Below are 12,898 nucleotides of genomic sequence, written 5' to 3' on the forward strand. Positions count from 1 at the left end.
CAACATCCTTCCAGCGGCACCTCCCGGCACCACAGATCAGATGTCACCTACTCGTGCAGCAGACCCCCCCGGCATCGAGGGCAGGGGTGAGGAGGAGGTTGGAGGCGAGGCCTTCAGTTGCCGACCTTGGTAGGCGCGGAACCCCGGGGTGGGAACAGCGGTGCTCCTCTCGAAGGAGCCGCTGCTCTCGAAGGAGCCGCTGCCGACCTCGGTAGCGAGATGCGGCTCAGGTGTCTGACTGGGCCGTGAGCCACGCCAGCGCTGCGTCGGCGTCGGAGGGCTCGAAGTGCTTGATCGTCAGACTCGGCCACAAGGCACCGGCCAGTTCCGACAGGTGGGCATACCACTCGATGTCGGTGACCAGGGCCACCCAGCGGATGTGGGTGATCAAGGGCGTCAGCTTCAGGTCCTCCCACAGCGCCTTGGGCTTGGGCAATCCGATGCTCTCGACGACGACCAGCACTCGGCGCAGAGCCGGCGTCTCGGCCAGCTGCCGGAGTGCGGCACCGGCTTCGCTGAGGTCGGCGACGGTGAACGGGGCCTCCACGGACAGCTCCACGTGATCGAGTGCGCTGCCGTCGACGTTGATCATGGCTTCACGGTACGCCTGAGCCACCGCGACCGCGCGGAACCGCCCCTCGGTCCTGCCGGATCACCTGGCCGCAGAGATGGTCGGCGAATCGCGCGAACCGGCACCCCGAGAGCGGCGACGTGCAACGCCTTCCCATCGCCTCGTCGGCTCCCGGGGCCCGCTACCGACGACACCGTGATCATGACTACTGAACCGGGAGCCAGCAGGACCCACCGCAACGGAGGCGCCTGCCACTGACAGCGGACCCGACCCAGGTCGCCGGTCAGGAGTGCGGGCCGGATTGGTGCATGGTCACCATCAGCTGTCACGTACAGCATCAGCAGTCATCGACCCGGGGCCAGCGGACGGCAGATGATCTCCGGAACGGGTAGCTGGGCGGTTCCCTCCGGTTGGGTCGCGCCTCACATCGTCGGATCCCACATCGGGCTGGCAGCGTCGTTCCGATCAATCCGGCGCCCGGTCACGAGATGGGCGTCGATGCGGACGTAGTGACGTTTGGTGCCTGGGGCCCATGGCCGAAGGTGCTGTTCCCTGAGCTCGGTGAGCACAGGGGCGTCGACCAGCTCCTCGGCGATCCCGCGGACCAGAACAGTCCAGCCGGTCTGGTCGGTCTCGTCGGTACGTCCCACTTCGAAGGCGACAGCGGCTCCTCGGACAGCCGCAGCCAGCTTCGCCCCGGGGCCGGCCCGAAAGACGACCGAGCCTTCGTGCATCACGTAGTTGACCGGGACGATGATCGGGAGGATCCCGACACTGTCGACGAAGGCGAGCCGGCCGAGGCTGGACTGGCCGAGGAGGTCCAGGCACTCGCCTCGGTTCAGTTCGTGTGTCCCGCAGGTTGTCATGGGTATCCCGTCTTGTTGGACGGCGGAGCAGAGGGAGGTGCTTGGGGGGCCCTCGCCGATCGAGGGAGCGCCTGGCTCAGCATGCGAACCCGGCCGGGCTGAGCGGGTTGCCGAGGTGCTGACGGTGCTCACGAATCCTGCTGAGCTGCGGGGGCCGGATGGTCGGGTGCCCGAACGACCAGGACAGGGCATGAAGCGTGGGCGGTGACGTACTGGCTGACGGATCCGAGGATCAGGCCGGCGAAGCCGCCGCGTCCCCGCGACCCCACCACCAGCAGGTCGGCGTCGGCTGAGGCAGCGATCAGAACCTGAGCCGGGTGCCCTTCGGTGACGACGCTGTTGATCTCCATGCCCGGGTCGGCTTCGGCGAGGGCGGTGGCGAGCGTGGAGCGGGCGAGATCAACCCAGTCGATGCCTTCGTACAGCAGCTCGTTGCCGTACTGCATCGGGTACTCCCAGCTGATCGTGGCCTCGAGGCTGCTGTCGGTGAGCGCTGCCTGTCGGGCCGCCCACCTGAGGGCGGACACCGAGGCAGGTGAGCCATCGACCCCGACGACGATCCGTGAGCTTGTTGTCATGGGCTGATCCTTCGTTTGGTAGAGCGTCGACGACGGACGACTGTTGAACGGGCGCGTGTCCTGGTGCGGCCAGCTCATCGAGGTGTCCTCTGAGTGACAGTGGCGGCCGACCGCCTGGGGCTGGGTCGGGCGTCTCGGAGTGGGTATCCGACCCTGAACGCGACGAGTGGTTTGGCGCCGGGCGGGAGGACGCCGGCGAATCGGGGACTGAAGGTGGCACGTTGCCCCGCGAGCCGTTCTGCGTCGATGCGCTCGGTGATCTGGTTCATGTGCTGCAGGGCGATTCCGCGAGCGGTGGCGGTGAGATGGATCCGTTGCAGCAACCGGCCGGTGTCGAGCTGGGTCACCCGGTCGTCGGGTGAGGCTGCGGTCAGGACACCGTAGGCGGCGGCAGTGGCGGTGTGCACGGTGCGGGTCTGCTCGACCCAGAAGGCATCCCCGGAGCTTCGGGTGGACGCGGGCAAGAGCTTCGCGAGACCGAGAGTCAGTGGAGTCAACCCTTGCGCGTCGAGGGTGAGTCCGTCGCGGTGCGACTGGATGGCGTCATCGGTGCCACGGAACCAGGCGAAGCCGTCGCGGGACTGGCTCTCGTCGGCGACGACCGCTTCCGCGGCATCGACCAGGAGCGCGCTGAGAACAGCCATCGAGGCTGGATCGACGATCCACTGAACACTGATCCCCGGCAGGCCAGCGGTGTCGACCAGCTCGGCGAGCGCCTCGGCGGGGATGGCCAGCGCTCGGTAGGGCCCTCGGTTGGTGTGCCGGTGCCCGATCGCCTCGTAGCGGTCGTCCTGCTGCGCCGGCGCAGGGGTGAGGTCGACATGGGCGACCCGCCGAGCGTCGGGCCCGTCGGGGAGCACGGCGATGTCGGGCCGGAGACCTCGCGCCCGACAGGCCAGGGCGAGGTTCTCCAAGGCGCACCCCAACCCGACATGCTGCTCGCGACGGTAGGGGTCGACACTGCCGATGTGGCGGCCCGGGTCGACATCGACATCGATCGCGGTGGCGTTGACCCGGAACAGCCAGGGTTGGGTGTTGTGCGGGTTCGCCGCGAGGAGGGCGGCGGCCACCGCGCCCATCGGGCCGGCGTCGTCCCGCCAGTGCCGCCACGGCTCGTACGCCTGTCCGTGCCCGGGGTTCACGGCGGCCGTGTCGAAGACCCGATAGCCCCCGACGCCGACCAGCACGGCGGCGCCGACAGTGCCGAGCACACGGACCACCCGACGGCGCGACAGCGTCGACCCGGCCGACGGACCGACCGGCGGCTGTCCGCTCGCCGGTTCCCCGGCCCGCGGCGACGGCGACTCGACCGGGACTCGATCATGGGCGGTGGGCACGGTGACTCCTGAGTGTCCGGTGCTCGGGTGCCGGAGACGGTGAGGTGTTCGATGGCCGCGGCTTCCCACGACGGGCGGTGCGGTCGCAGCGATCCGCAGATGGCGTGTCACTCGCCGGAGGTGAAGGATCTCCAGCTCGCCACACCAGAATACTAGCAGAGTATTACTAGAAACACATTGCTAGTTTTATGGTGCTGCACTCCACCGTCCGATCGGTGTTTGGCCCTTCCTCGACGGGGCAACGTAAGGTCGGCCCGCCGCCCGCTCTCGTACGGGTGTGGCGGGTGGACACCGGCAGATCGACCGAGCAGTCGACCGGCAACCCGAGGAGAAAGAGGAAGAGATGCGCGTCGTCGTGACCGGAGGGACCGGCCGGGCCGGTCAGTGGGTCGTCCGCAACCTGGCCGAGGCCGGGCACGAAGTGGTCGACTTCGACCTGGCGGACCGACCGGATCTCCAGCTGCCCGGCGAGTTCTGTCGCGTCGATCTCACCGACGCCGGCAAGGTCTACGACGCCCTGTTCCAGTTCCGTCCCGAGGGGATCTGCCACCTCGCCGCCAATCCCGCACCCGGCGGCCAGGCGCAGATCGACGTGTTCGACAACAACGTGCTGTCCGCTCACAACATCCTGCAGGCGGCCGGAGACCTCGGCGTGGCCCGCGTGGTCTACGCCTCGAGCGAGATGGCCACCGGACTGCTGACCGACGGCACCGTGCCCGACCGGATCCCCTTCGACGAGTCCGAGCGGCGCCCGTCGCCCAACGCGTACGCGCTCAGCAAGTACCTCAGCGAGGTCATCGCGGACTCCCTGGCCGTCCGCTACCCCGACACCGCCTGGGTCGGGTTGCGGATCAACAACGTCATCCCGCCTGACACGTACGGACGGTTCGAGGCCGAGTGGGACGACCCGTCGCTGAGCAAGGGCAACTTCTGGAGCTACATCGACGCCCGCGACGTGGGCACCGCCTACCGGGCCGCCCTCGAGGGAACCAGCACCGGTCACGAGGTCTGTCTGATCGCTGCCGCCGACACCCGGGCGAAGCGCGGGCTCCGTGAGCTGATGGCGGAGCACTACGACGGCTACGACCGGTTCGCCGACGACTACACCGACCCTCGCTCCGCCTTCGACTGCACCAAGATGAGCACCCTGTTCGGCTGGACGCCGAGCCACAGCTGGCGCGACCGGTAGGCCCCGGCGGGCTACGGTGAGCCGGTGACCACCGGGCCCGCTCCGCTCGTTCCCAGCATCAGTCGCGCCAGTGCCCAGGGCCGCTGGATCCTGCTCGCCACCGTGCTGGGTTCGGGCATCTCGCTGCTGGACTCGACAGTGGTGAACGTGGCGCTGCCGGCCCTCGGCAGCGACCTGGGGGCCAGCCTGGGCCAGCTCCAGTGGGTGGTCAACGGCTACACCTTGTCGCTGGCCGCCCTGGTGCTGCTCGGCGGCTCGCTCGGTGACCGGTTCGGTCGGCGTCGGGTCTTCACCGTCGGCGTCGTCTGGTTCGCCCTCGGGTCGCTGCTCTGCGGCCTGGCGCCCGGCATCGGCTGGCTGATCGCCGCCCGGATCCTGCAGGGCGTGGGCGGGGCCCTGCTGGTGCCGGGCAGCCTGGCCATCATCTCGGCCACCTTCGTCCGCACGGACCGGGCGCGCGCCATCGGGACCTGGTCGGCGCTGTCCGGCGTGGCCACCGCGATCGGCCCGCTGCTCGGCGGCTGGATGGTGCAGACGATCGGCTGGCGCTGGGCGTTCCTGATCAACCTGCCGCTGGCCGTCGTGGTGCTGCTGGTGACGCTGCAGCACGTGCCGGAGACGTCGGACCCACAGGCGCCGCGCAGCTTCGACCTCGCCGGGGCGGCCCTCGCGGCGGCCGGGCTGGCTGGGCTGACCTACGCGCTGATCGGCGCGGGCGACGGCTGGCGGCCGTCGGTGATCATGGTCGGGCTGCTGGGTGTCACCGCCCTGGGGGCCTTCGTCGCCGTCGAGCGGCGTGGTCGTACGCCGATGCTGCCGATGGACGTCTTCGCGTCGCGGCAGTTCAGCGCCGCGAACCTGGTCACGCTGGTGGTGTACGCCGGGCTCGGGGCCCTGTTCTTCCTGCTGGTGGTGCAGCTCCAGGTCGTGGCCGGCTTCGACGCACTGGCGGCGGGGTCGGCCCTGCTGCCCATCACGATCATCATGCTGCTGCTGTCCGGCTCGGCCGGTCAGCTGGCCGAGCGGATCGGACCCCGCTGGCCGATGACCATCGGACCGTTGCTGGCCGGGGTCGGTGCGGTGCTGCTGCAGCGGGTCGGGCCGGACGCCTCGTACGCGACCGACGTGCTGCCGGCGGTGGCGGTCATCGGCCTTGGTCTCGCCCTGACCGTGGCCCCGCTGACGGCGACGGTGCTGGCAGCGGTGGAGGACCGGCACGCCGGCATCGCGAGCGGGGTCAACAACGCGGTGGCCCGGGCCGGTGGACTGCTCGCCGTGGCCGCCCTCCCGGTGCTGGTCGGGCTGACCGGCGACGACTACGCCGATCCCGGCACCTTCGACGCGGGCTTCGGGCGCGCGATGATCGTCTGCGCTGTGCTCTTCGTCGTCGGCGGCATCATCTCCTGCCTGGCCATCCGAGCCCCGCTCGCCGGTGGGGACACCGCACCCGACCGGCGGCCGGTCGAGACGCCGGGTGTGGCCAGCCGGCTGCACTGCGGCGTGGGGGCTCCCCCGCTCACCACCCGGGACCGCGAGGGGGCCAGCGCCATCCCGCCGGCGTGAGTACGCTCGGACCTGGCCGCAGGACGACGATCGGGAAGTGAGGGTCCGATGGCAGCGCCGGGGACTCTCATCGCCGACCGTTACCGTCTGGTCCGCCAGCTCGGCGCCGGCGGCATGGGCGTGGTGTGGGAGGCGCGCGACGAGCGACTCGACCGGCCGGTGGCGGTCAAGCAGCTGCGCACCCAGCACGGCCTGACCGAGGCCGAGACCGAGCTGATCGCCCAGCGCGCCATGCGCGAGGCGCGGATCAACGCGAGCCTGCAGCACCCGTACGCGGTGGCCGTCTTCGACGTGGTCGAGCACGACGGGCAGCCGTGCATCGTGATGGAGCTGGTGCCTTCGGTGCCGCTCACCGAGGTGATGCGGGGACTGGGGACGCTCGCCCCCGCCGAAGCCGCCCGGGTCGGCTCCCAGGTCGCCTCGGCCCTGGCGGCCGCGCACGCCCTCGGCATCGTCCACCGTGACGTCAAACCGGGCAACGTGCTGATCGGCGACGACGGCACCGCCCGCATCTGCGACTTCGGCATCTCCCGGTCCTTCGGCGACGCCACCTTGACCATGACCGGCATGATCACCGGCACGCCCGCCTACCTGGCGCCGGAGACGGCCCGCGGCGAGGAGTCGACCTCCGCCTCCGACGTGCACTCGCTCGGCGCCACCCTCTACGCGGCCGTGGAGGGCGAACCGCCCTTCGGCAACGAGGGCAACGCCATCGCCGTGCTCTACCGGGTGACGGCCGGCGAGCTGCGTCCGCCTCAGCGGGCGGGCGCCCTGGAGCCCCTGCTGCTGTCGATGATGAGTCTGGAGCCCGGGGACCGCCCGACGATGGCGGAGGCCTCGGCCCGGCTGTCCGCCCTGGCCGCGGGCGGCCCCGCCCCCTTCTTGGCCGCCCCCTCCCCGGCCGACCCGCTGCCGTCCCCGCGCCCCGTGGCGGGAACCCTGCCGACGGAGGCGATCCCGTCGCCGACCAGGACGCTCCCCGCGGCACCGACGTCCTCGGACTCCCCCGCCACCCGCGAGCTGACGAAGGGCGGCGAGGCGGACCCGCCGCGGCCACCCTCCGAGCCACCGGCGTCGACCTGGGGTGCCGCCCGAGCCGAGCCGAGCCGTCCGGCCACGCCCCCGACTCGTGCCGCCGCGGCTCCGCCCGAGATCCGGACGACCGCTCCTTCGGCGGTCCCGTCCGCGCAGGTCGGGACCTCGACCCCCGCCTCCCGCTCCACAGCGGCGCCCGCCCGTCGCAGCCGCCGTGGACTCGTCGTGGCGATCGTGGTGCTCGCCCTGCTCGTCGCCGCGGTCAGCTCGGCGCTGCTCTGGCCCATCCTGAACCCGCCGAGCGTGGGCTCGGATCCCACGGCGGGCGGCTCGAGTCCAGCGGTGTCCGCGACCGGGAGCGAGCCGTCCTCGTCGCCGGCCGCCACCGGCGCACCGTCGACGGAGCAGCTGGCCCAGGCGGTCTCGGACTACTACGCCCTGCTGCCCGACGACACCGACGCAGGGTGGGAGCGGCTGACCAGCGCGTACCAGCGGCAGACCGGCGGCCGGGAGAGCTACGAGGAGTTCTGGAAGGACATGGACACCGTCACGGCGAGCGACGTGCGGGCCACCGCTCCCGACCGGGTCCAGGCCACCATCACGTACGTGGCCAAGAGCGGCAACCGGCGGTCGACCGAGCAGCGCTCGTTCCGGCTGGTGAGGTCCGACGGGATCCTCAAGATCAACGAGTCGGCCGTGCTCTGACCGAGGTCGATCGGACCACCGGGTCGATCGCCGGGGCGGGCCGCCGGGAACACAGCACCCCCGTCACCGACGACCCGACCAGCATCCGACGACCGGCGTGCGCGTCACCGTGAACGGGTAGCTCGGCCCCTTGGTCGGTGTCGATCGACGCTGAGCGTCAGCCGCGCGGACTTACGAGCTTCGTTGGACGACGACGGGCCCGCCGAAGGTGGTCGTAGACCCACGACTCACCATCGGAGCTCCCCCTGGACCGACTGTAGGGGCCGCGCCGAAGCCGCCGCCACACCCTCAGGGGTGGTACGGGGCGCCTCGCCGCCCACGACAGCACCGCCGCCCCGGCCGACGCCGCCTGACTTACGCTGTCGCCATGACCAGCAGCGCTGCGACCGACGTCGACCCGGTCTGGCCGGTCGAGCCGCGGGTCCGGGCGCTGGCGGTGGAGCTCTACGAGTCCGTAGCCGCTGCACCTCTGGTCTCGGTGCACAACGGGCTCCCCGCCCGCTACCTGGCCGAGGACCTGCCGATCACCGACCCGATGAACCTGCTGATCTCCCACGACCAGGGCATTCAGGCACTGCTGCGGGGAAGTGGCATCCGGACCGAGTTCGCAGTGACCGACGGCTGGCGTGCGGAGCACGCGTCCCGGCAGGCTTTCGTCCTGCTGTGGCGGCATCTGGTGGTGACCTTGGCCCAGCCCTGGATGCGGGCCGACGGCGACGAGACCGTACGCCTGGCGGGTCTGCCGCCGCTGCGGGCGGACCGTGACCCGGCCACGGTCTACGACGAGCTGGCGGCGCGACTGGCCGCCGAGCCGCTGTACCCCCGGCGACTGGTGGCCGCGGCCGATCTCCGTCGGTTCGCGACCAGCGACGACCCGACCGACAGGCTCCGGGCCCATGAGCAGCTGGCCGAGGACCCGGCCCTGGCCGGCCGGGTGGTCCCGACCTTCAGCCCCGATCGGTTCCTCGACCCGGGTCGGCGCGGCTGGCGCACCGACGCGGACCTGCTGGCCGAGGTGACCGGCACCGGCACCGACGACCTCGACGGGTACCTGACCGCGCTGCGGGAGCGCCGTCGCTACTTCCTCGACCGCGGCGCACTGGCGTCGGAGCACCACGTCAGCGACGTGGCGATCCGCCGGCTGCCCCACGACGATGCCGTCGGGCTCTACCGGCTGGCCCGGTCGGCGGAGCTCCTGCCGGACGAGGCGCTCGCCCTGGAGGGCCACCTGCTGTGGGAGTCGGGGCGGATGGCCGCCGAGGACGGACTGGTGATGAGCCTGTTCCCGCCGGCCGGGTTCTCGCCCCGGACACCGAGCGGGTCGTCGGGCGACCACGGGGTGGCCGACCGGGTCCGACCGCTGCTGACCGACTTCGGCGCGACGGACCTCCGGCTGCAGCTGTTCACCGTCGACACCGACGCGTACGTGACGGAGATCCTGCCGCTGGCCGCCCAGCACCCAGCGCTGTCGGCGGTACCTCCGACGCGCTTCGCCGACGACCCCGCCGACCTCCGTGCGGTCCGGGCCGCCGCCGTGTCGACCGTCGGCGTCGCCCGGTCGCTGGGCGTGGTCGACGACATGAGCGGTCCGTTCGTGATGGCCGTCCGTCACCGGCTCGGGCGCCGGCTGGACGCCGGAGCGCTCGCCGAGCTGGTCGTGGCCGGGCAGCTGTCCGAGGAGGAGGCGCGGACGGATCTGGTCGCCGCGGTGGCGCAGCGACCGGCCCGCGAGGAGCTGACCGTCCCCCCACCCGGGCTCTGACCGACCTCAGTCGAACGTGAGCCCGTGGCCGAGCCGGTACCGGTTGCCGTCGGCGTCGGTGTAGACGTACGGCCGCCCGTCCATGTAGCGCTCCTTGTCGTAGCCGGGCACGTCGTTGGGTGACGCGCAGTGGCCGTGCTCGTCGACGGCGATGGCCGCGTCGTCGATCGGGAAGGTGAGCGGCAGGCGACCGGTCGGGGCGAACCCGCCGACGATCGCCTCGAAGACCGTCTCGGTCCTGGTGTCGAAACCCGCCACCACGGCGTCGGCCAGCGGCTCCAGCGTCCCCAGCAACCAGGGCATCGTCACGTTCAGCCCGATCACCACCTCCTCGACCACGGAGCGGATGTCGATGATCTTGGCCAGCGCGATGTTGGTCGCCTCGTGAACAGCCAGATCGAGCAGACCGGTGGAGTGGAAGTAGCTGCCGGTCGACGGGTTGACGAAGAGGACGGCGACGTCGGCGTGCCGCGGGTCCGTGGTGAACCGGAGGCCGGGGTGCGCCGCGGCGAGCCGTTGGCGCAGACCATCGAGCTTGGCCACCCGCAGGTCCGCCTCGAAGGCCTCGACGTAGACCGTGCGCCCGGACAGCCGGTCGGCGGTGAGCGGCAGGGTGGCGGCGTGGTTCTTCATCAGCACGACCGACCGGCGGTGGGCCTCGTCGGCGGCGGCGAGCAGCTCGGCGCCGGCGATCACCTCGTCGGCGTGGTCGGGGTCGACGTACGGGTTGTCGAACAGGCCGAGGGCGAACATCTCCTCCGTCAGCCGTCGGGCCGCGTCGTCCAGGCGCTCGGTGGTGATCAGCCCCTGCAGGTAGGCGGTCCGGATCGACCCGACGTCGTTGGTGTCGGCGATGATGTCGGTGCCGGCCATCACGGCCTTGCCCACCCGCTCCGGGACGCTCAGCTCCTCCACCCCCCAGGCCATCTTGGACAGGATGCCCGAGTCGGAGTTGACGTAGCCGCGGTGCCCCATCGACCGCAGCAGGTCCAGGATCGGCTTGTTGAAGGCGAACCCGACGTCCTCGAAGTCGTCCAGCGGTGGTTGCGGCATCGCCGACTTCTCCGCCGACGGGATCGCGTAGTACGGCATCACGCTGGACGTGCCCGCGTCGATGGCCGCCTGGAACGGCGGCAGGTGGTAGGCCTCCAGGGAGCCCGGTGTCGGGTAGACGTTGAACTTGCCCTCGGCGTAGTGCGGGTCGAAGCCGTTCTCCCGGGCTCCGCCGCCCGGGAAGTGCTTGGTGGTCATGGCCACCCCGTCCCGGGCCAGCCCGTGCTCACCCTGGAAGCCGCGCACGACGGCGCCGATCGCCCGGGCGTTGAAGGCCGGGTCCTCGCCGAAGGTGCCGTTGCCGCGGAACCAGCGCGGGTCGGTGACGGTGTCGGCCATGTACATGTAACCCTTGCGCAGGCCGGCGGCCGCCCACTCGGTGCGTGACTTCGCGGCGAAGTCGGCGATCAGCTCGACGTCCCCGGTCGCGGCCAGCCCCAGGGTCCCGGGCCACTGGGTGAAGTCGCGGTCGGCCGGCGTGGCCCCCATCTTGAAGCCACCGAGCTCGTTCTTGGAGTTGGCCGCCACGATCACCGGGATCCCCAGCCGGGTGCCCTCCGCGACCTCGTTCATCGCGTTCACCCAGGTGGCGATGGTCGACCCCGCCGGGGTCTCGCGCATGATGAAGTGCCGCAGGTGCAGGTTGGTGATCTGGTCGGTGGTGCCCTCGTAGGGCAGCCCGGCGGTGTTGTGCGGGTCGTTCTTGATCTTGTGGTGCTGCTCGTCGAGCGCTCCGTCGTGGCTGGTGAGCTCGGGGTCCGGCTGGGAGATCCCCATCGATCGCGAGTTGATCACCATCAGCCCGATCTTCTCCTCCGGCGACATCCGCTGCACCAGGTCCGCGGCCCGCTCGGCGGGGGTCAGCCGCCAGTCCTCGTACGGGTCGAGCACCCCGTTGGCGTTCAGGTCACGGAACGCGAGGCCGTCGGCCTCGACGACGGGCTTCACGCGGACGGCGATGTCGAGCTGGGTCACCATGGGACGGTCCTGCTTCCTTCGGATCGGGCGGCGGTCGGGGGAGATCGGTGCTCAGCGCTCGGGGAACGTGCCCTCGGCGCGGATGCGGTCGTTCAGCTCGGAGAGGTAGCGGTCCTCGTCGAGATCGAGGGCGACCTCCTCGCCGGTCCAGCTGGACAGGTGGATGGCGTTGGCCAGGCGGACACCGTTGATGCCGTCCGATCCGGGGGCCAGCAGCGGGGTGCCGTCGAGGATGTTGGCGGCGAAGTTCTCCAGCACGCCGGAGTGCTGCGTACCCCAGGCGGAATCGAACTCGATCGTCTCCTGGCTGTACATCGTGGTCGGGTCGAGCTGACCCATGAACAGCTTCCGGACGTCGTCCATGCCCATCGAGTCCGACAGCTCCCGCTCGTCGCGCACCAGCCGGGTGACGGTGGCGGTCTTCGAGCCGTCGACGACGATCTTGCCCTTGTCGCCGAGGATCTCGAACCGGTCGGTGCCGACCAGGTCGTGGACGGCGGTGACGAAGGTGCCGGTGGCGCCGTTGCCGTAGTCGACCACGGCCGTGACCTCGTCCTCCACGGCGATGTCGCGCCGGAAGCCGTACGCGACCTTGGCGTACACCGACTGGGGGATGCCGCAGATCCACTGCCACAGGTCGAGCTGGTGCGGTGCCTGGTTGACCAGCACCCCACCGCCCTCGCCGCCCCAGGTGGCGCGCCAGGCGGACTGGTCGTAGTAACCCTGCGGCCGCCACCAGGTGGTGATGATCCAGCTCGTCCGGCGGATGGCGCCGATCTCGCCGGCGTCCACGATCTCCTTGATCCGGCGGTAGAGCGGGTTGTTGCGCTGGTTGAACATGATCCCGAAGGTCAGCTCCGGGCGCTGGGCAGCGTACGCGTTGAGCTCGGCGACCTGACGGGTGTAGACACCGGCCGGTTTCTCGACCAGGGCGTGGACACCGGCCTTCAGCGCGGCGATGCCGATCTCCGGGTGGAGGTAGTGCGGCACCGTGGTGATCACCGCGTCCACGTCGCCGCCGGCCAGCAGCGACGGGTAGTCGGGGTACACCGGCACGCCGTGCTGGTCGGCAGCCTGCTCCCGCTTGGCGGGGTCGGTGTCGGCCACCGCACCGATCACCATGTTCGGCACCAGGCCGTCGGCGATGAACGTCGCGTACATGGAGCCCTGGGCGCCGTAGCCGATGATGCCGAGGCGGACTTTGCCGGTCACGGGAAGAGAGGACATGAGTGTTCCTTCGGGTCGGAGGGGGTCGGCGTGG

General features: G+C 71.0%; 10 protein-coding genes. 4 read left to right on the forward strand and 6 right to left on the reverse strand.

Features of this window, described 5'->3' with window-relative positions:
- Nucleotides 1–226: 226 nt before the first annotated feature.
- The 4 genes from ABD714_RS22025 to ABD714_RS22040 form a co-directional block, all read right to left on the reverse strand.
- Nucleotides 227–592 (reverse strand): SpoIIAA family protein, encoded by a 366-nt coding sequence (locus tag ABD714_RS22025; protein ID WP_344814613.1) that lies wholly within the window; start codon nucleotides 590–592, stop codon nucleotides 227–229.
- A gap of 401 nt (nucleotides 593–993) precedes the next feature.
- On the reverse strand, nucleotides 994–1,437 hold the full coding sequence (locus tag ABD714_RS22030) for a pyridoxamine 5'-phosphate oxidase family protein (protein ID WP_344814614.1): 444 nt from the start codon (nucleotides 1,435–1,437) through the stop codon (nucleotides 994–996).
- A gap of 128 nt (nucleotides 1,438–1,565) precedes the next feature.
- Nucleotides 1,566–2,093: a universal stress protein gene (locus tag ABD714_RS22035; protein WP_344814615.1), complete on the reverse strand. Its 528-nt coding sequence runs from the start codon at nucleotides 2,091–2,093 to the stop codon at nucleotides 1,566–1,568.
- Nucleotides 2,090–3,352: an Acg family FMN-binding oxidoreductase gene (locus ABD714_RS22040; RefSeq protein ID WP_344814616.1), complete on the reverse strand. Its 1,263-nt coding sequence runs from the start codon at nucleotides 3,350–3,352 to the stop codon at nucleotides 2,090–2,092. The genes ABD714_RS22035 and ABD714_RS22040 overlap by 4 nt, the downstream gene beginning before the upstream one ends.
- Before the next feature lie 343 nt (nucleotides 3,353–3,695).
- On the opposite strand from ABD714_RS22040, the gene ABD714_RS22045 reads away from it, so the two are divergent.
- From ABD714_RS22045 to ABD714_RS22060, 4 genes are all read left to right on the forward strand, one after another.
- A complete protein-coding gene (locus tag ABD714_RS22045) occupies nucleotides 3,696–4,541 on the forward strand; it encodes an NAD-dependent epimerase/dehydratase family protein (protein ID WP_344814617.1) in 846 nt (281 codons plus the stop codon).
- A 24-nt stretch (nucleotides 4,542–4,565) separates the two neighbouring features.
- The gene (locus ABD714_RS22050) at nucleotides 4,566–6,104 is read left to right on the forward strand and encodes an MFS transporter (RefSeq protein ID WP_344814618.1); all 1,539 of its coding nucleotides are present in this window, start codon (nucleotides 4,566–4,568) and stop codon (nucleotides 6,102–6,104) included.
- Nucleotides 6,105–6,152: 48 nt separating this feature from the next.
- Nucleotides 6,153–7,844: a protein kinase domain-containing protein gene (locus tag ABD714_RS22055; RefSeq protein ID WP_344814619.1), complete on the forward strand. Its 1,692-nt coding sequence runs from the start codon at nucleotides 6,153–6,155 to the stop codon at nucleotides 7,842–7,844.
- A gap of 367 nt (nucleotides 7,845–8,211) precedes the next feature.
- The gene (locus tag ABD714_RS22060; RefSeq protein ID WP_344814620.1) at nucleotides 8,212–9,606 is read left to right on the forward strand and encodes a glucuronate isomerase; all 1,395 of its coding nucleotides are present in this window, start codon (nucleotides 8,212–8,214) and stop codon (nucleotides 9,604–9,606) included.
- A 6-nt stretch (nucleotides 9,607–9,612) separates the two neighbouring features.
- Here ABD714_RS22060 and ABD714_RS22065 read toward each other — a convergent pair whose 3' ends face one another.
- Nucleotides 9,613–11,637: a glycoside hydrolase family 3 protein gene (locus ABD714_RS22065; RefSeq protein WP_344814621.1), complete on the reverse strand. Its 2,025-nt coding sequence runs from the start codon at nucleotides 11,635–11,637 to the stop codon at nucleotides 9,613–9,615.
- Nucleotides 11,638–11,688: 51 nt separating this feature from the next.
- A complete protein-coding gene (locus ABD714_RS22070; protein WP_344814622.1) occupies nucleotides 11,689–12,864 on the reverse strand; it encodes a Gfo/Idh/MocA family protein in 1,176 nt (391 codons plus the stop codon).
- Nucleotides 12,865–12,898 lie beyond the last annotated feature (34 nt).

Source organism: Microlunatus aurantiacus (genome assembly GCF_039536605.1).
Classification (GTDB): Bacteria; Actinomycetota; Actinomycetes; order Propionibacteriales; family Propionibacteriaceae; genus Microlunatus; species Microlunatus aurantiacus.

Coding starts and splice junctions, on each gene's coding strand:
- ABD714_RS22045 (WP_344814617.1), top strand. CDS start 3,696: ATGCGCGTCGTCGTGACCGGAGGGACCGGCCGGGCCGGTCAGTGGGTC.
- ABD714_RS22060 (WP_344814620.1), top strand. CDS start 8,212: ATGACCAGCAGCGCTGCGACCGACGTCGACCCGGTCTGGCCGGTCGAG.
- ABD714_RS22030 (WP_344814614.1), bottom strand. CDS start 1,437: ATGACAACCTGCGGGACACACGAACTGAACCGAGGCGAGTGCCTGGAC.
- ABD714_RS22025 (WP_344814613.1), bottom strand. CDS start 592: ATGATCAACGTCGACGGCAGCGCACTCGATCACGTGGAGCTGTCCGTG.
- ABD714_RS22070 (WP_344814622.1), bottom strand. CDS start 12,864: ATGTCCTCTCTTCCCGTGACCGGCAAAGTCCGCCTCGGCATCATCGGC.
- ABD714_RS22055 (WP_344814619.1), top strand. CDS start 6,153: ATGGCAGCGCCGGGGACTCTCATCGCCGACCGTTACCGTCTGGTCCGC.
- ABD714_RS22065 (WP_344814621.1), bottom strand. CDS start 11,637: ATGGTGACCCAGCTCGACATCGCCGTCCGCGTGAAGCCCGTCGTCGAG.
- ABD714_RS22035 (WP_344814615.1), bottom strand. CDS start 2,093: ATGAGCTGGCCGCACCAGGACACGCGCCCGTTCAACAGTCGTCCGTCG.